Source organism: Natribaculum luteum, assembly GCF_023008545.1.
Lineage (GTDB): Archaea > Halobacteriota > Halobacteria > Halobacteriales > Natrialbaceae > Natribaculum > Natribaculum luteum.
The window spans coordinates 1,634,307-1,652,897 of record NZ_CP095397.1; the positions used below are offsets into that span (position 1 = coordinate 1,634,307).

Sequence of the window (18,591 nt, forward strand, 5' to 3'; positions counted from 1 at the left end):
ATCGCTCGAACGAGCGAAATAGTCGCGTTCGCCCCGTCTCTCCAGGGCTGGCGCACACCCCTCGTCGATGGGTGGTCGGACGCCGACGTCCACCCGACTCTGGTCGGGCGGATCACGACAGCCGCTCGAGCGACGACCGAAACCGTTTCGCGGTCGTTTCGGCGACCGCAACGGTCGTCCGCAGTCTCCCGGTTCCCCCTCCGATAAGTCCGGTGTAGCCGTGTCGCCGGCTAACCGAGCGCTCGCGGATCCGCGACGTTGCTCTGCGTGGACGTCTCCACCCCATCTCATCCTACCCGATCCACTCATCCGAGCAGTCGAGTCGCTGCAGTCGCCTGTGAGACGGTCGTCGACCGCTCGCGTCACTCGACGGTGACGCTTTTCGCGAGGTTGCGCGGCTTGTCGATCGGCCGCCCGAGCAGGTCGGCCGCGTGGTAGGAGACGAGCTGAAGCTGGACGTTCGCCAGCAGCCCTGCCCACACGGGGTGCGTCTCCGGAATCGACAGGTGGGCGTCGGCCACTTCGACCGCCGGGTGGTCGTCGGGACAGACGGCGACGACGGGTGCACCACGAGCCTGGGCTTCGATGGCGTTCGTCTTCGTCTTGCCGTCGTCGTGGCCGGTGAAGACGGCGAAGATCGGCGTCTCGTCGGTTACGAGCGCCAGGGGGCCGTGTTTGAGCTCCCCGGAGGCGAAGCCTTCGGCGTGCTCGTAGGTGATCTCCTTGAACTTCAGCGCGCCCTCGAGTGCGACCGAGTAGCCGAGGCCGTGGCCGATGAAGAAGTACGATCTGCTATCGAGGAACTCGCGGGCCAGCGTCTCGGCGCGACTGGCCTCGAGGACTTCCTCGACGTGGTCCGGCAGGTCCTCGAGTGTTGCGAGCATCGTCTCGACGTCCTCGAGAGTCGCCCCGCCGGAAACGTCCGCTGCGAGACGCTGGGTGAGCAACGCGAGCGTGACCGCCTGCGAGGAGTAGGTCTTCGTCGCTGCAACGCCGACCTCGGGGCCGGCGCGGATGTACACCGCGTCGTCGGCCTCGCGGGCGGCCGTCGACCCGACGACGTTCGTCACCGCAAGCGTGCGAGCCCCGCGACCGCTCGCCGTCCGGATGGCGTCGAGCGTGTCGGCGGTCTCGCCGCTCTGGGTGACGGCGACGGCGAGCGTCGTCTCGTCGACCGGCCCCGCCATCGAGTCGTACTCGCTCGCGCGGATCACCTGTGCGTGTACGCCCGCGGCTTTCAGCAACTGCTCGCCGTACATGGCGGCGTGGTACGACGTTCCGCAGGCGACGAACTGGACGGTCTCGACGTCGGCGAACGTGCCGGCCGGCAGCCCCTCGAGGGCGACCTCGCCGTCTTCGATGCGTCCCTCGATCGTGTTCGAGAGCGCCGACGGCTGGCTGTCGATCTCCTTTCGCATGTAGTGGTCGTACTCGCCTTTCCCCGCGTCCTCGGGGTCCCAGTCGACAGTGTCGACCGACCGCGTGACGGGGTTGCCGTCCCGGTCGGTGATCCGGTAGGCGTCGGGCTCGAGAACGACGACGTCGCCGTCCTCGAGGTAGATCACCTCGTCGGTGTGATCGAGGAACGCCGGGACGTCGCTCGCGAGGTACCACTCGTCGGCGTCGATCCCGAGGACGAGTGGCGATCCCTGTCGCGCCGCGTAGACCGCCTCTTCTCCGTCGACGATAGCGGCGATAGCGTAGCTCCCCTCGAGGGTGGCCACCGCCTGCCGAACGGCCGCTTCGGTGGTGGCGGCCGTCTCCCGGTACTCGTCGATCAGGTGCGGGATGACCTCCGTGTCGGTGTCGCTTTCGAACTCGTGACCCCTCGACTGGAGCTCGGCTTTGAGTACCTCGTAGTTCTCGATGACGCCGTTGTGGACGACGGCGACGTCACCCGCAGTGTCCGTGTGCGGGTGGGCGTTCTCGTCTGTCGGCGGGCCGTGCGTGCTCCAGCGGGTGTGGCCGATCCCCATGTTTCCGCTCGGGGCCTTCGGCAGGTCGGCTTTGAGCTCGGAGACCTCGCCCGAACACTTGTGGACCTTCACGCCCGAACCGTTCTGGACGGCGATCCCTGCGGAGTCGTATCCTCGATACTCGAGGTTCTCGAGGCCGGACAACAGCGTGTCTGCCGCGTCGCCACGTCCGATACGTGCGATGATCCCGCACATCAGTCGTTCACCTCCGTTCGAACCGCGATCGGGGAACGATCAGCGACGGGTCGAACCGCGTCTGCGGCCGTCGCAGCCGGCCGATTCGATACAACGTCCTGCGTTTCAGTGCTGTGCCGTGTCATAGTCGAGTACTACCCGCGTGTCGCCCACCGTCGGGCGGTTCGGGTGCTTGTTGCTCACGTCGTCGACACAGACTATTACTATAGAGCGGGTAAGACGTCGATCACGGACGAAACGCGTCGTCGTCGTGGGAACTCGAGTACGGACCCGGACGAGTTGGCGACGAACGTCGACGAAAACGCCCAAAACCCAGACGAAATCGAGCCGGCCACCCGGAAGATTTCGGCCATCGACGGGCCGCCTCTCGTCTTGCGCTCGTCGGACGCTTCGCCACACCGAGACGGTCTTAGACGGATATTAAGCACCTCCTCGAGCGAGTTCGTCTGCCAGGCGGGTGGTCGACGAACCGTGGTCGACCGTCGCACTCCCATCGGCGATCTCGTCGATCGCAGCCGACTCGATCGTGTGACCGGGAGCGAGACGACGAGCCACGCGAACTGGATCTGTGAGCAGGAAGATGCGTCACGCGGCACACAGGCTCGCGTGCACCCGGTCACGGACGGAGGTGATCGCGTTCTCGCCGGCTACCCGGTCACTGTCTGTTGTCCGACAGTATGTCCGTCGACCGGGCCTCCGCCGTCGATCGTTCGTCGGGGAAGACGACCACGTTCTCCCGCCCGACGGAGACCTTCTCGATCTGTCCGGCGTTTTGCATCTTCGAGAGCAGGCGACTGACTTTCGACTTCGACCAGCCGGTTTCCTCGACGATCTGTCGTTGCCGAACTCGGCCGCCGTTCTCGACGAGTATCCGGACGACGCGGCCTCTGTCGCTCAGTAGTTCCGGCGGCGTGCTCGAGGAGATGAGGTTCTCGTAGCTGTGTCTCTCGTGGGTCGCGTCGTCGTTCGACGGTGACTCGCCCGACAGCGAGAGGTCGGCGACGTTCGTCTTTCGATCCGCCGCCGCGTCCGCCAGGCGACTCGCGACGAGAACGCCGGTCGTCAGGAGCAAAATCACGATCAGCCCCAGCTCCCAGACCGCCGTAACGCGCAGTGGGAGCGACCAGAGCAACGGTCCGTTCGCGTACTCGCCGGCCACGGAAAGCGGCGACGGCGACGCGAGCGCACACGCGCCCGCCGACGAGCACTGCATCGAGACCGTACCGGTCGCTGCCGCTTCGAGCACCGGTGCGGACGAGACGTCGATCGCGGTCTGGGTTCTGTTCACCATAGTTGTCTCCGTTCGGGTGCGACCGACGCGGAACTGGACGTCGTGGCGACGTCGTCGCGTCTCGGCCGCATCGTGAGTCGTCCCCCCGGGGACTTCATTATGAATCGGTACAGCAACCGCTTAGTGAGCAGTTAAGCGCTCACTCGGTCGAAACCGGCCGTCTTTTCTCGGAGAAACTTGGCGTGACGTCGAACGAATCGTTCCGCTCTCGCAACGAGTCGGGCTGCAACTGCTTACCAGCTTTATAATAAACCGCTCGTGGCTGCTTGCTCGGTTCGAGGCTCGTCCCGTCGTTTCGGGACTGGCAGTATCGGCCGCCAGCGCACCCGGTCGGTGCGGCGTGGCGGACCAGCGCACGTAGCATCTATGACCCCGACAATAAGCGACACCGAGCGACAGAGGGAGAACGGAGAGAGTGACCACGCAGGACGCCCAGCCGAGCGCGGTGTCACGATCCAGCACTCGAGCGTCCAGCACGCTCGAGAGGCGACAGTCTGTGTCGTCGGACTCGGATACGTCGGGCTCCCGCTTACGGTGGGGTTCGCCCGGGCGGACTACCGCGTGATCGGATACGACGTCGACGAGTCGAAGATCGAGACTCTCCAGGAGGGGATCGATACGACCGGCGACCTCACGGACGAGGCGATCCAGCAGGACAACGTCGCCTACACGGCAGACGCGACGGAAATCTGTGACGCCGAGTACGTCGCCATCGCCGTTCCGACGCCGATCGACGACGAGGAGCGGCCGAACCTCGACTACGTCGAGAGCGCCGCCGCCACCGTCGGCTCGCACATGCAACCCGGGACGACGGTCGTCCTCGAGTCGACCGTCTATCCGGGAGCGACGCGAGAGGTCCTGGTTCCGACGCTCGAGCGCGCGTCGGGGCTCCGTGTGGGCGAGGATTTCTTCGTCGGCTACTCTCCCGAGCGGGCTACGCCGGGCGACTCGGAGCACGGCCTCGAGGACGTCGTCAAGGTCGTCAGCGGACAGAACGAGGAGGTACTCGAGGACGTCGCCGCGCTGTACGAGTCGGTCGTCGACGCTGGCGTCTACCGCGCCTCCTCGATCGAGGCCGCCGAGGCGTGCAAGGTCGTCGAGAACGTCCAGCGCGACGTCAACATCGCGCTGGTGAACGAACTGTCGACGGCCCTCGAACGCATGGGGGTCGACACCCACGAGGTGCTCGAGGCGGCGGGCACGAAGTGGAACTTCCACGACTATCGACCGGGGCTCGTCGGCGGTCACTGCATTCCGGTCGATCCGTACTTCCTCGTCCACCGCTCGAGACGCGAGGGGTTCGTCCCCGAGTTGCTGCTGACGAGTCGGCAGGTGAACGAGTCGATGCCCGAGCGCGTCGCCGAGCTGACGATCAAGTCGCTCAACCACTGTCACAAGACGTTGCGGGAGAGTCGCGTTTTGCTCCTCGGGCTGACGTACAAACCGGACGTGGCGGACATCCGTAGCTCGAAAGTCGCCGACGTCGTCACCTACCTCCGGGAGTTCGACGTCGACGTCGTGGGCTACGATCCCCACGGCGACCCCGACGCAATCCGCGAATCGTTCGGCGTCGACGTCCAGGAGTCGCTCTCGTTTTCGGGGTTCGACGCCGTCGTGCTGGCGACGCCACACGAGCGGTTCCTCGAGCTGGATCTCGGTTCCGTGGCCGAGCAACTCAACGACGACCCCGCGTTGGTCGACGTGACCGGCGCGCTCGAGCCGGAGGACGCGACGAGCGAAGGACTCGTCTACCGGAGGCTGTAATGTATCGCGGACACACCATCGGCGTCGTCGTTCCGGCGTACAACGAGCGAGCGCACGTCGGCGAGGTGCTGTCGACGATGCCCGCGTTCGTCGATCGGGTATATGCCGTCGACGACTGCTCGAGCGACGGCACCTGGGAGATCATCCAGTCGTACGCGACTGCCGACGCTGACGCCGACGAGACCGAGCTGACGGCGGTCGTGGACGACCGATTGACCCCCTCGATCGCCGACGGTGGCGTGCCCGCGGGCCCGGAGATCGTCCCGATCCGCCACGCGGAGAACGTCGGTGCCGGCGGTGCGCTTCGAACTGGATATGTTCGCGCGCGCGAGGACGGCGTCGACGTCGTCGCCACCATGGACGCGGACGGCCAGATGGACCCCGACCAGCTCTCGCGCTTGCTCGATCCGATCGTCGAGGGCGAGGCGGATTACACGAAGGGAAATCGGCTGGCAGACCGGGACGACCGCAGGGAGATGCCGCCGTTCCGGCTGTTCGGCAACTGGCTGTTGACCCAGATCACGAAGATCGCCAGCGGCTACTGGGGACTGCAGGACCCCCAGAACGGCTACACGGCGATCTCACACGAGGCGCTCGCTGCGGTCGACGTCGAGTCGCTGCCGGACGATCACGACTACCCCAACGACCTCCTTGTCCGGCTGAACGTCGCCGGCATGCGGGTGGCCGACGTGTCGATGCCGGCGGTGTACCACGACGAGGAGAGTACGATCAGGTATCGAACGTTCGTCCCGGCGACGTCGCTGACGCTGCTTCGAGGCTTCCTCCGGCGGCTGAAAGCCCAGACCCTATCCGGCGGTGCTCGCCCCGCCATGCTGTGTTACGTGGCGGGAATCGCCGGCGTCGCGACCCTCGGGGCGTCCGGCGTCCTCGCCGCCACGGACTCGACCACCACCGGGTCGACGGCGTGGCGACTGGCCGGCGGCGCGGTCGGGCTCCTCGCGAGCGTCGCGATCCTCGTCGTGGCCGTGGCGCTCGACGCGCGAAAAAACGCGACCCTGGAGGTGCGTCGGTGATGCGCGTCGTCGTCACCATCCAGCACCCCGGACACGTCCACTTCTTCAAACACGCCGTGTCCGAACTGGAAGCGCGGGGCCACGAGGTGTACGTCTTCGCGCGCGAAAACGAGGTCACGGTCGACCTGCTCGAGTGTTACGGCATCGACCACGAGGTGCTGGCGGGCGGGTCGAACTCGCTGCTCTCGCTCGCGGCGGTCCAGGCGACCTACGAGACGCGACTGCTCCGCCGGGCCCGACGGATCGATCCGGACGTGATCACGGCCATCGGCGGCGTCGCGGCGGCACACGTCGCGGCGGCGCTCGACGCGAAGAGCGTCGTCTTCTACGACACCGAACACGCGACGCTCATCAAGAAACTGGCGTACCCGTTCGCGGACGTCGTCTGTACGCCGGCGTGCTACCGCGGCGACGTCGGCTCGAAGCAGGTCCGGTATCCGGGCTATCACGAACTCGCCTACCTGCACCCGAATCGGTTCGACCCCGATCCGAGCGTCCTCGAGGCGGTCGGACTCGAGCCGGAGGACACGCTCGCGGTGGCGCGATTCAGCAGCTGGGATTCCTCACACGACGTCGGGCAGGGCGGGTTCGACGACCCCCGGGACGTCGTCGCTTGCCTCGAGGAGGCGGGCGCACACGTCCTGTTCACCTCCGAGATCGACCTGCCGCCAGACCTCGAGGACCACCGGCTCGCGACGTCGCCGGATCGAATGCACGACCTGCTCTACTACGCGGACGTCGTCGTCGGCGAGGGGGCGACCACGGCGGCCGAAGCGGCGCTGCTCGGGACGCCCGCGGTCTACGTGAACTCGCTGTCGCTCGGGTACACGACCGAACTCGAGGAACGGTACGGGCTTCTGTTCAACTTCCACGGCGACGACCGACACCAGGCGGGCCTCGAGAAGGCGGTCTCGATCCTCGAAGCCGACGACCCGACGACGTGGGAGCGCCGACGCGACCGCGTCCTCGCGGAGACGGTCGACGTGACGGACGTCGTCGTCCGCGAGGTCGAAACTGCTCCCCGTGACGGGAGTCTGGACCGGGCGTCGCTGACGGCGAATCCGAGTTGACGCCATGAAGGTACTCCAACTCATCACTTCGACGAGGTCGTTCTTCGAGCAGCAGGTGTCGGTCCTCGAGGACCGCGGCGTCGAGTGTACCGTCGTCGGCGTGCCCGGCGAGTACAGTGCCGAGTCGCCCCGGACGCCGGCCGACTACCTGCGCTTTTACCCGAAGATCCTCTCGAAGGTCCGAACGGGGGAGTACGACATCGTCCACGCGAACTACGGGCTCGTCGCACCCTTCGCGCTCGCCCAGCCGACGAGACCGGTGGTGGTGACGCTGTGGGGGACGGACCTGATGAGCCAGCTGGGCTGGCTCCGGACGATCAGCCGGTACGGCGCGCGGTTCGCGGACGCCGTCGTCGTCCCGAGTCCGGCGATGTCGGACGTACTCGAGGTCGACCACGCGTTGATCCCGTTTGGCGTCGACACGGAGCTGTTCCGGCCGATCCCGAGAGAGCAGGCGCGCGAACGCGTCGGCTGGGAGCGCGACCGACCGATCGCACTCTTTCCCTACGATCCCTCGCGGTCCGAGAAGGACTTCCCGCGGGCCAGACGGATCGTCGAGCACGCCGACGTCGACGTCGACCTGCGGGCGGTCAACGGCGTTCCACACGAGGAGGTCCCCTACTACATGAACGCCAGCGACGTCCTCCTCGTCTCCTCCGAGCGCGAGGCCGGGCCGATGGTCGTCAAGGAGGCTGCCGCGTGCAACCTGCCGGTCGTCTCGACCGACGTCGGCTTCGTCCGCGAGACGATCGGCGACGTCGACAACTGCGCCGTCGCCACGAGCGACGACGAACTGGCCGCCGCCCTCGAGGACGTCCTCGAAGACGGCGGCCGATCGAACGGCCGCGAGGCGGTCGACGCACTCGGTCTCGAGGCGATGGGCGACCAACTGCTCGAGGTCTATCAGCGGGTGCTCGGCGACGAGAACGGTCGGCCGACGCCCGTCCAGGAGGGGGTAAGCCGTGGCGTTTAGTCGGCCGCTCGCGGGGATCCGGCCGATCCGGCTCGACACCGCCGCAGCGATCGCCGGGCTCGCGCTCGCTGTCCTGCTGTTCCCGCTGCGGTTTGTCGCCTCCCAGATCTACATCGAGACGATTCCGATCGTCCTCGGGGGGGCGTGCGTCCTGTACCTCCTCGCCGCCCACTACGATCAGCGCTCGCTGGAGCTCCCGACGCTGTCCCGGCGAGCGGCGATGTCGCTGCCGAGTGTCGCGATCGTCGGCCTCGCGACGATGGTCGTCGCGACCACCCTCCAGGGTGAGCGGACGCACCTCTTTTTCGGCCTCGCGAGCGTCGTCGGAACGCTCGTGTTCGTCCAGATCCTCTTTACGAGCGATCGGGACTTCAACCGCGGGGTGGTGCTGTTGCAACTGGTTCTGTTCGCGTTCGTCTTCCGGTACACCGCGCTGTACGCGACGCCGGGCCTCGTCGGCATCGACGGGTGGACGCACGTCACGGACCTCGCCCACGCGATCTACGAGTCGGGCTCTCTCGGTGCGATCTCCGAGGACAAACACTACGCGTCGCCGTTCTACCACCTGCTCGTCGTAGCGTCGACGCTGCTGTACGGCGTCTCGCTGAAGAGCGCGCTGTACCTCTCGGTCGGCGTCGTGATGCCGCTGTCGATCCTGCTGGTCTACACGACGACGAACCTGCTGATTCCCGCGCGGTGGGCGACGCTCGCTGCCGCGTTCTACGCCGTCGCGAGTTACGTCTCGCTGTGGGGCATCCACCTCATTCCCACGAGCCTGGGACTCGTGTTCTTCCTCGCCATGCTGTACGCGCTGATCCGGGTCATGCGAATCGAGTACACCGTGCGCGACTTCTCGCTTTTAATCCTGCTGAGCGTCGCCGTCATCCTCACCCATCAGGTGTCGACGTTCATCATGCTCGTGTTGTTGCTGGCCGCCTTCCTCGCCCAGCTCGTCTTCGTGATCGGTCCGTTCGGGCTGACTCGCCTCGACACGAGCGTCTTCCGCGCGAAGAAGCCGGTCAACCTCGTCGGCCTCGTCATCTTCAACGTCGGGCTGACGATCTTCGTCTGGTCGCTGACGCCGTACCGGCGGGAGTCGTTCCTGGCGACGGTGCTCAGCTGGCTCGGCGAGACGCTCGCCGACAGCGCCGGCTTCCTGAACCTCGCCAGTCCCAGCGCCTCGAGCGGCGGTGGCGGCGAGGCCGCCGCACCGACGCTGCTGGATCAGGTCGTCGCCCACGTCGAGGTGCTCGGCTTCCTGATCCTGCTCGGGGCCACGTTCGCCGGCTGTCTGTACGTCGTCCACAGGCGACGTGCCGAGCAGTCGGTGTTCACGCTCCTGCTCGCGGCCGCCATCATGCTCGTCTTCGTCCTCGGACTGCCGATGTTCGGGATCCGAAACTTCATCCCGACGCGGTGGTTCGCGTTCCTCTACGCGCCGATGGCTATCCTCGGTGCGGTCGGCATCCGGACGCTCACGCGAGACCTCTCGTCGGTGTTCGTCGTCGTGCTGGTGCTCCTCGCGCTCGTCTACCCGGGCGCGATGATACTGGCACCGGAGAGCAACGTCGACAACCCGGTCTTCCCGGATCACCACGAGCAACTCGCCTACGACGAACCCGAACTCGCCGCAGCCCAGACGATCGGCGAGATGACCGGATCGCCGAGCGGCCAGGAGATCCGCCCAGACCAGGTCCTCTACACGGACCACCCGTACAAGACGATGATCAGCCGCACGCACGCGTATCCGGCCGACACGGCGACGATCGTCGACGGCGAACCCGCAGACCACGAGTACGTCGTCTACCGGACGAAACAGTCGACAGACGCGACGTACTTCGTCGACGCAAACGGCTACGGGCAGATTCGAGACGTCCCACGGGATCGACTCTGTCGACCGTCACAGGCTAGCGTCTACACCAACGGCGACGTGGCGATGTGCGTCACCTCGACGTCCGCCTGACCTGCCTGTCCCCACACCGTTCTCGCAGTACTGCAACGCACTGCAACGCGGGAGCCACGGCTTTGCCATAGACGGGTGCGCGTGCCCTCCGTGTCACCTTCGACGACGGTGGCATGCCGACACCTTCTGTCCATCTCGAGTCGACGCACTCGCCGAGCGACGTGACGACCGCCGTGGCACCTCGACCGATTCCACGACGCCGTTCGTGGCGTCGTCGACGGCCGCCGAAACGACCGGCCTTTCGTCCTCGACGGGGTGAAGACGCGCGACTGCGTCTCTCCGATCGCCGTGAGCGTACGGATCGCCACCGAAAGCCGTGGGCTTTCTCCTGTACTTCGTGTAAGCGTGCTCGAGGCTCGAGCCGCTCGTCGATTCGTCGCGCCGCCGGTGGCAGGGCAGAGAGCCGCTCGCTCTCGTCGTCCTCGGCATCGTCCGTCGTCTCCGACCAGCGTCTACCGACGATTACCGACCGGTCGGTCACGTTCTCGACAGACCGACGTCGTGTCTGCGTCGAATATGCCCGCCGCGAACCCTGGCAGGCGTCCCTGTACGACGGGTACGAAAAGCGAACGGCGGATCGCCACGAAACCGAGGATGCGTTCTCCCGCCACGTCGTCGGTAGCGATCGACGAATGCGGCGGTGACCGGGTCTTTGGCGTCGGTCCGTCCTGGAGACTCTTGCCGTGACCAGTAGGGTCACTTCCCGATGGCGGCGGCCTATCGCGCCCGACGGGCCAGCCACCGCCAGAGGTCGGACGCGACCGGCGCACCGTCGTACAGCCACAGCAATGCGACGGCGACGGCGAGACCGAGCTGGAACGCGAGATACGGCGTCAGTCCCTCCGCCGTGAGGTACGCCACGTGTCGTGCGAGGTAGACGAGCACGTGCTCGAGGAAGCCGCCGTGTGCGTCCGCCGGCGGCGACGCTATCGGCCAGAGCAGTACGCGCACCTCGAGGCCTCGCCCGAGGAAGAACGGGTTGAGCACGTCGCCAGCGACGTGCGAGAGGTAGCCGACGGTGAACGCACCTCCGAGCGACTGCTCACCTCGACGGGTGGCGAGTGCGGCGGCCGCGAGACAGACGATCGGAGCGATGAAGATCGAGTGTCCGAGCGCGTAGCCGGTCTCGACGAACCCGACCGCCCAGGCGAGGGGTTTGTCGACGAGGTCGGGTAGCTGCGAGGCGACTGCGACGACGATCGTCTCACGACCCGACGGTCGCTCTCGCCGGATCGCGTTCGCGTGCAGGGAGTACAGGACGTAGCCGAACGCGAGGTGTTCCCACGGCCACATCTACGCGACCTCGATTGGAAGGTGCAGAGCGCGGTAGGCGTTCTCCTCGGACGGCTCTGCAGGCGGTTCTCCCTCGTACAGCAGAACCACCAACCGGAGGTCATCGCCCGCCATCGTCGGCGTCACCTCGAGCGTCTGCTCGCGTGTCGCGCCGTCTGCGACGGTCACCGGTTCCGTAGCGAGGTGGTCTTCCTCGTGGACCGTGACGCCGTCGTCGTAGCTCACGCGCTGGAGCACCACGACGGTCGTGTAGGTCGTCTCCCGGTGTTCCTGGTTCGTGATCGAGACGGTCAGGTTCTGGGCGTTGCCGACGGTATACGAGTCGTCGTACATCGTTTCCGTTTCGCCGGTTACGTTCGCCGTTTCGACGTTGAACTCGGTGAACCCGTCGTGTGGCGGTGGATTCGCGATCGCAAAGCCCACACTGGCGAGCAACAACAGCAGGCTGACCGCGATCGCGACGTTGTACCGTCTCGTCGACGTCGACTCGTACGGACTCGAGACATCCCGGAAGAAAAACGGCGGCGACAGTGCGATCGAGAACCGCCGTTCTGGCGGACAGCCGTACCGGGCGACGATCGCGACCAGCGTGAGTACGATCGTCGTCAGCGCGATCCCGACGAGTACCGAACGAAGCGCGATACCCCCGGGGGTCACGGTCGTAAAGAGGGCAATCGCCGGGACGAGGGCGACGCTGAGGACGATCGACAGGATGAATCGCTCGACGGCGTCGAGTCCGCCGTCGACCAGCAGCGGATTTCGCAGCCCGGTCTTCTCGTCGTCGAACGGTCGGTACTCGCTGTCTGCTTCGTCTGGAAACAACACTGCGACGAGCGCGTAGCCCGGCAAGAAGAGAACGAGCGGTATCGACAGCGCGATTCGACCGACACCTTCGACGCCGGAGAGGAGTCCGAACGCGAGGCCTCCGGTGATCGCGACGACGGCTGCGAGGTCGACGAACCACCAGTCTTTGTCGCTCATCCCGTAGACGGTGGGCCACTCGGCGTTTTATTATCGGTCGTATAACCCCCACTCGAGGGACTTCTTTCTATTACTCCCTACCAGGAAATTTCTCCTCCTGTCGACCGGTTCGAGGCCGCGATTGACCCTATCTAGTATAAGTATTTTTCGTACGTTCGAACCGTTCTTCTGCGTAGAATCTTCGTAAATCGTCAATTCATATTGTGTCACTAACATCATTGTGTGTAATTCAATCTCTCGAGTAATTCTGTCGATATCGAGGATCTTTCAGTCTGCTACCAGGGAATAAAAATGATACAACAGTGTGAAACGTGACTTGTAATTCTAAAATCGGTGAAAGTGTATCGTTCACCGATGGACGATTTCAGTCATTTAATACCCTCTTCTGAAATGGGCGAATAGGGACAATGAGCACGAAACAAATCGGTGCAGCAGATGGCGACTCGCAGACTGAGACTGACGCCGACGAGTGCGAACTATCCACAGACCAGATCTTCCACATTCTCCAGAACGAGCGTCGGCGAAACGTCTTGCGGTACCTCCAGGACACTGAGGATCCCGTCCGGATGCGCGACGTCGCAGAGCAGGTCGCCGCGTGGGAACACGATACGACCGTCGAAGCGCTCTCTTCCGATCAACGCCAGCGCGTGTACATCCCGCTGTACCAGTCCCATCTCCCGAAACTGGATAAGGCGGGGATAATCGAGTACCAGAAGAGTCGGGGGATCGTCGAACGGAAGCCACTCGCCGACCAGCTCGACCCGTACCTCGATCCCGATGTGAACGACGACCCGTCGACCGACGACGAACGCCAGCACCACGAGTGGGACGACTACTACATCGGCGCCGCCGGCACGGGGGCGATCATGCTCCTTGGAGCCGTCCTGGAGCTTCCGATCTTCTCGATTATGTCCGGGATCGGTCTGAGCGCACTCATCCTCCTGATGTTCACGCTGCTGACCGCCGGCCGACACGCAAGAAAGTAGTGGCCGTTCGAGTCTGCCCCGACGATTACCGGATTCGAACGTACTCGACGAGTCCGACTGCAGCGAACGACACGCTCAGCATGCTCGCGAGCGACGGTAGCTGTACGAAAAGCGGAATGGACAGAAATCCGAGCGACACGGCCGCGAGTGCGGCTCGTTTGACCGACGTGTTGGATCGTACCGCCTCGAGAATCCCCTCGTCGCTCGGCGCGTCGATAGTCCCCTGTTCTGTATCGAACGTGACGACGCCTGCCTCGTCGAGCGCGGGTAGTTCAACCTGGTAGAGCCGCTCGTGGACGTCACCCCAGGTCTCGATGTTGTTTGATTCATTCGAGACGAGCCGATCGGCGATCTCGTCGACGGTTACTGGCGTCTCGAGTTCGTCGAGCGTCGCGACCACGTCAACGTCCCTTTCGACCCTGTTTTCGGCCGAAGACGCGTCGTAGCCGACCCCATCCACCTTCATCCCAGTTGCTGGCGCCTCACTCGACCTCTCCCCGTCGAGAGGCGTGTCAGCGCACGTCGTCGACTCGTCGCGGGCAGGCGACGACGAGTACGTTCGAAACGGCGTCAGACGCATATTACGTGCAATCCGTTTGTTGGTTATAAATTTTCGTTCGCTAATGACTACCTAGAACTGTCGTGAACTGTTTTTTGCAGTTCGGCGGTCGCTCGCCCGCCCCGAACTCGACGAGCGTCACTCCAGAAGATGCCTCCGATTCGCAGACGACGGGACGGTCGGTGACCCCGAAGCGAGCAGCCACGCCGATACTCGATCGCCCCGTCCTGACCAGCCGTCGACCCAGCCGAGGAGGTCGGTCAGTCGTAACTTGTGTCTGGCGGGAAGGTCGTGAACGTCATCGAGGTCTGCCAGAAGTTTCCGGTCGAGTTCGTACCGATCGAAGAGCGTCTCGCGGTCGGGCCACGGTGGCTCGAACGAGGTGAGAAACGGTGTTTTCCGCCGAACGAACCGTTCTACCTCGTTCAACAGTAGCGAGTCGTGTGGCCGGTCGGGCGGGCGCTGTCGCAAGAGGTCGTCGTCGAGTCGCTCACACGCCTGCAGGAACGTCTCCGTCGTCCGGTACTCCGGCGGCGTCGTGAGATGCCAGTCGAGCAACTCGGTGTCCGTTACCAGAAACGAGGCGAAGTAGTTGTCCGCCAGGTGGTTGTGAAACGGCATGGACGGCTGGTTGGCGATTCCACAGCAGTTGATCGCGTTCTGGATCGTGTCCGACCGGACTAGCGCGTCGCCGAACGCCGATCGGACGGCGTCTCTGACGAACGCGTCTGGATCGACGTCGAACGACGTCTTCTCGGCGAGTGCGGCGCTTGCGTCCCGGTCGTAGCCGAAGCGCTCGAGCAGCACGTCGACCGGCTCCGGGTCGGGATCCAGCCGCTCGAACGGGATCCGCTTTCCGAGGACGTCAATCCCGTCCTGTGCGGTGAAGTGACCGCGGAAGAACGTGTCACAGAGCAGCCCGTGGTACATCGTGTCGACGTCCATCTCGTCCGTGTAGCCCGCGTGGTGGACGTGAAGCGACTCCTTGATGCCGTGGGAGTGGCGGACTTTCGTCTCGTCGGCAAGCAGGTACCGTTCGTCGGGTGGAAACGCCGTGTGTGTCGCCCCGTACTGGTTCGCGATCCGTTTCGCGCTTTGCACCTCCTGTGCGGCGGTCGACCCGATAGTGTAACAGCGTTCGATTTCTGAAATCTCCGAAAGGAGCGTCCGCGAGTCGTACCCCGCCGAGAGGAGCAGCCCCTTTCGACCCGGCAACTGTGAGCGCCGACGGAGCGCACGGCGGAGTCGCGTCGCGAGTTCGTCGACGTAGTCGAACTGCCGAGCATCGTAGACGAACCGCTCGAGAGGTTCGACCGACCTCGCGGTCAGGTAGCTGTCGAGCGGGAGCCGGTCGAGTTGCTCGAGGCTCGTCTTCTCGCCGAGCGTGACCCCCAGGTGGAGAAACTCGAGGACGGCGTCACGTCGAAGCGTCGGTTCGTCGACGGTGCGTGCGACCGCCGCCGAATCGCTGCCGAAGACGCGAACGCCCGGGTCGTCGGTGTAAAAGCACTCCCTGGATCGAATCGGGTCGGTGGCGACGAGCGCCTCGCCGTCGCACTCGAGGACAACCAGGTACGAGCCGTCGAGTTCCGAGAGTGCCGCGGCGCCGTCGACGGCGTACCGTTCGACGAGCCAGCGGGCGACGTTCGATTCGCCGTCGGGTGCGTACGCTTCGCCCCAGATGACACACAGACAGTTCTCGCCCGCGTAGCTCGCACTCCAGCCGGGGGTCCCGAGACCGGAGTCGCGGATGCCGACGGTCACGCTCGTCCCGGCGACGACCTCGTCGAACTCGCCTGTGGCTCTGTGCTGCTCGAACGTCTCGATACCACCAAACACGCCGAAGAGTTCCTTGTTCATCCTCGAATGTCACCTCCGGAGTAGCGCAGGCCAGTCGATCGGGTCCGATCGCTCGCCGACACGCTACTGCAGACTGGACTGGTAGCTCGTCGGCCAGCGTCGCCATTAACTATGGATCCGCTAAGCGATCGGCCACGACAGAGTTCGATCGCGACGGCGGCTGCAGCCCTCGTCGGCTTCGACCCACGATGCCTTAGCGTCGTGATAAACCGCGCGCGAACGCACCGCTATCGGACCCATAATAATGGGTTCGGTGTCGGTAGCCTCGAGCGATCAATGACACGACCATCGACGCGAAGACGGTTTCTCGCACTGTCGAGTTCTGCCGCGATCGCGGGGATCGCCGGCTGTACCGACCAGCTGGGTCTCGCCTCGAGCGACGACTCGCCGGGTGGCGATCCGAATGAATCGACGTCCGGTGGCGTTCCGTCGCTCGAGACGGAGTCGCTGAGCCGCGAGACCTACAGCCAACCCGGCGAGTCCTTCGAGGACTTCGAAGACCTGTCGGCGTGGTCCGTCGTCCAGGGGTCGGGCGAACCCGACACCGAGGTCATCTTCGACGGCTCGCAGAGTTTCAGACTGAGTGCCACCGGCGACCAGAACATCGTCGTCGAGCGCGAACTCGACGAGGACCTCGCCGATCGCGACTTCTCGTTTGCGATGCGGACGACGACGCCCGGGAATGTGGCCGTCTACCTCCGGCTCGTGGACGCCTACGGCAGCCATACCATCTACCAGCTCCGACAGATCACGTACCGGACGCCGGACGTCGGCTGGTTCCGAACGAATCCCGGCGTGTTCGAGACGACCCCGGTCCCGACCGAGATGGGCGACCTGGAGCGGATGGAACTGGTCGTCCTCAACACCGGACCGGAGGCGGAGGTGTGGGTCGACGACCTGCGGACGCACGCGAAACCCGACAAAGGGTACGTCGTGCTCTCCTGGGACGACGGCCGACGGGACTACTACGACGACGCCGCGCCGATGCACGACGAGTACGGCGTTCCCGCGATCCAGGCTCCGATTCCCGACACCACGAGCGACGGCACCACCGGCGGCAGGTACATGACTGTCCAGGAACTCCAGGAACGCCAGGACTCCGGCGACGAAATCGTCGTCCACGGCACTCACGAGCCGATCCACCGGTACGACGAAGCGGAGATCGAACCGCGACTCCGACGCGACAAACAGTGGTTCATCGACAACGGGTTCGAGGGAGCCGATTACATCGTCTATCCGCACAACAGTTTCGACAAGACCAGCCTCGAGTACACCGACAGGTACCACGACTGTGGCGGGTTCAACCAGTCCGGCGACGTCAACACGACGGGCGTCTACGGCTTCGATCCGCTGGTGCTCCCGCGGACGATCGGCTGGGACCTCGACATCTCGAAGCGGTGTGTCGATCGTGCCGCCGAGCACAACAACTGTACGATCCTGAACTTCCACGCGTTCGACGAGGAGAACACGATGTCCAAAGAGGAGTACGGACAGTTACTCGAGCACATCGACGGGAAAGGCGACGACCTCGAGGTGATCACGCTGGGCGACCTCTGGCAGCTGCGAACGAACGGCCAGTAGCGTCGACAGAGGTCGTTTCTCGGTTTCTATTATCGATTCGTCACGACTGACGGCCGTACCAGCCGACGACCGCGAGCACGAGCGCGGCGACCGCGACGACCGGAATCGGCCGGCGACGAACGCCGGTGCCGGCGGCCCAGAGCAGGCCAGGGTAGTGTCGGGGTGGAACCGCCGCCTTCCGGAGGTGCCACGCCCCGCGGAGGAGCCGTCCCTCGGCGAGGTAGTGTTTCGCGAGGACGAGTTCGTGACTCGAGTGGATCTCGTAGCCCGCCGCCTCGAGTCGGTCGACGGTGTCCTCGTACGTCGACAGGTACTGTTCGTCGGCCGCCCTGACGACGTCCGCCGGCGGACTGCCCGTCTCCTCGCGCACGACCAGCGGTTCGTCGACGTACGCGAGGTTCCCCTCCTCGAGGATCCGGAGGACGAACTCCGGATCCTGGAACCGATCGAGCGTCTCGTCGAAGCCGCCGACCTCTCGGACGACGTCTCGTCGGACGAGGAGCGTCGATCCGGCTCCAGGGTGGACGTTGTCCGCAAGGATCTCGCCGACCAGTTCGTCGCCGCCTTCCCGCGTCGTCTCGTCGTCCGCACGGGAGAGGACGCCAGCCACGAGCTGCTGGAACCGACCGGTCGTCCCGGTGACGTCGATCGTGAAGTCACAGTAGGCTGCGACCCACTCGCTCGAACGACGGTCGAGGACCGCGAGTTGCCGCTCGAGTTTCGTGGGACGCCACTCGTCGTCGGAGTCGAGGAAGGCGACGTACTCGCCGCGGGCGTGTTCGATGCCGGTGTTCCTGGCGACGTTCGCCCCTCGATTCGTCTCGTGTGTGACGACGCGAACGCGCGGGTCGTCGTAGCCGGCGAGCACCGACGCCGTCTCGTCGGTCGACCCGTCGTCGACGACGACCACCTCGAGATCGTCGACCGTCTGCTCGAGTGCGCTGTCGACCGCGCGGGGGAGCGTCGTTGCTCTGTTGTACGTCGGGATGATCACACTGACGCGTGGCATTTGCCGGCGCTTCGGCCTCCCGTCCCATTATTATCGATTCGATAAGTCGCTCCACA

Annotated in this window: 14 protein-coding genes; 7 read left to right on the forward strand and 7 right to left on the reverse strand. The window is 65.1% G+C overall.

Annotated elements, in window-relative coordinates; genetic code table 11:
• Positions 1–362: 362 nt before the first annotated feature.
• Positions 363–2,171, reverse strand: coding sequence for a glutamine--fructose-6-phosphate transaminase (isomerizing) (gene glmS / locus MU558_RS08420; RefSeq protein WP_246974190.1), 1,809 nt, complete (start codon positions 2,169–2,171; stop codon positions 363–365).
• 655 nt (positions 2,172–2,826) lie between these two features.
• Positions 2,827–3,462 carry a helix-turn-helix transcriptional regulator gene (locus MU558_RS08425; RefSeq protein WP_246974192.1) on the reverse strand — a complete coding sequence of 212 codons (636 nt, stop codon included), beginning with the start codon at positions 3,460–3,462 and terminating at the stop codon, positions 2,827–2,829.
• 366 nt (positions 3,463–3,828) lie between these two features.
• Here MU558_RS08425 and MU558_RS08430 point away from each other — a divergent pair, with 366 nt between their 5' ends.
• The 5 genes from MU558_RS08430 to MU558_RS08450 are packed head-to-tail and all read left to right on the forward strand — an operon-like array spanning position 3,829 to position 10,266.
• Complete coding sequence (locus tag MU558_RS08430; RefSeq protein WP_246974202.1) at positions 3,829–5,226, forward strand: nucleotide sugar dehydrogenase; 1,398 nt, start codon at positions 3,829–3,831, stop codon at positions 5,224–5,226.
• A complete protein-coding gene (locus MU558_RS08435; RefSeq protein WP_246974211.1) occupies positions 5,226–6,260 on the forward strand; it encodes a glycosyltransferase family 2 protein in 1,035 nt (344 codons plus the stop codon). Before MU558_RS08430 ends, MU558_RS08435 begins: the two co-directional genes overlap by 1 nt.
• Positions 6,260–7,330, forward strand: a complete 1,071-nt coding sequence (locus MU558_RS08440) for a DUF354 domain-containing protein (protein ID WP_246974220.1) — start codon at positions 6,260–6,262, stop codon at positions 7,328–7,330. The genes MU558_RS08435 and MU558_RS08440 overlap by 1 nt, the downstream gene beginning before the upstream one ends.
• Positions 7,331–7,334: 4 nt before the next feature.
• On the forward strand, positions 7,335–8,303 hold the full coding sequence (locus tag MU558_RS08445) for a glycosyltransferase family 4 protein (protein WP_246974223.1): 969 nt from the start codon (positions 7,335–7,337) through the stop codon (positions 8,301–8,303).
• Positions 8,293–10,266, forward strand: coding sequence for a glycosyltransferase family protein (locus tag MU558_RS08450; RefSeq protein ID WP_246974226.1), 1,974 nt, complete (start codon positions 8,293–8,295; stop codon positions 10,264–10,266). Before MU558_RS08445 ends, MU558_RS08450 begins: the two co-directional genes overlap by 11 nt.
• A 717-nt stretch (positions 10,267–10,983) precedes the next feature.
• Here MU558_RS08450 and MU558_RS08455 read toward each other — a convergent pair.
• Both MU558_RS08455 and MU558_RS08460 read right to left on the reverse strand, forming a co-directional pair.
• Positions 10,984–11,559 (reverse strand): metal-dependent hydrolase, encoded by a 576-nt coding sequence (locus MU558_RS08455; RefSeq protein WP_246974229.1) that lies wholly within the window; start codon positions 11,557–11,559, stop codon positions 10,984–10,986.
• Positions 11,560–12,540: a DUF1616 domain-containing protein gene (locus tag MU558_RS08460; protein ID WP_246974231.1), complete on the reverse strand. Its 981-nt coding sequence runs from the start codon at positions 12,538–12,540 to the stop codon at positions 11,560–11,562. It lies immediately after the preceding gene.
• A 407-nt stretch (positions 12,541–12,947) separates the two neighbouring features.
• Here MU558_RS08460 and MU558_RS08465 point away from each other — a divergent pair, with 407 nt between their 5' ends.
• On the forward strand, positions 12,948–13,526 hold the full coding sequence (locus MU558_RS08465) for a DUF7344 domain-containing protein (protein ID WP_246974234.1): 579 nt from the start codon (positions 12,948–12,950) through the stop codon (positions 13,524–13,526).
• A 25-nt stretch (positions 13,527–13,551) separates the two neighbouring features.
• On the opposite strand, the gene MU558_RS08470 is transcribed toward MU558_RS08465, so the two are convergent.
• On the reverse strand, positions 13,552–14,106 hold the full coding sequence (locus tag MU558_RS08470) for a DUF7344 domain-containing protein (protein WP_246974237.1): 555 nt from the start codon (positions 14,104–14,106) through the stop codon (positions 13,552–13,554).
• A gap of 117 nt (positions 14,107–14,223) precedes the next feature.
• On the reverse strand, positions 14,224–15,945 hold the full coding sequence (locus MU558_RS08475) for an asparagine synthetase B family protein (RefSeq protein ID WP_246974240.1): 1,722 nt from the start codon (positions 15,943–15,945) through the stop codon (positions 14,224–14,226).
• Positions 15,946–16,221: 276 nt separating this feature from the next.
• Here MU558_RS08475 and MU558_RS08480 point away from each other — a divergent pair, with 276 nt between their 5' ends.
• On the forward strand, positions 16,222–17,526 hold the full coding sequence (locus MU558_RS08480) for a polysaccharide deacetylase family protein (RefSeq protein WP_246974244.1): 1,305 nt from the start codon (positions 16,222–16,224) through the stop codon (positions 17,524–17,526).
• 40 nt (positions 17,527–17,566) lie between these two features.
• Here MU558_RS08480 and MU558_RS08485 read toward each other — a convergent pair whose 3' ends face one another.
• Positions 17,567–18,535: a glycosyltransferase family 2 protein gene (locus MU558_RS08485; RefSeq protein WP_246974247.1), complete on the reverse strand. Its 969-nt coding sequence runs from the start codon at positions 18,533–18,535 to the stop codon at positions 17,567–17,569.
• Between the last annotated feature and the right edge of the window lie 56 nt (positions 18,536–18,591).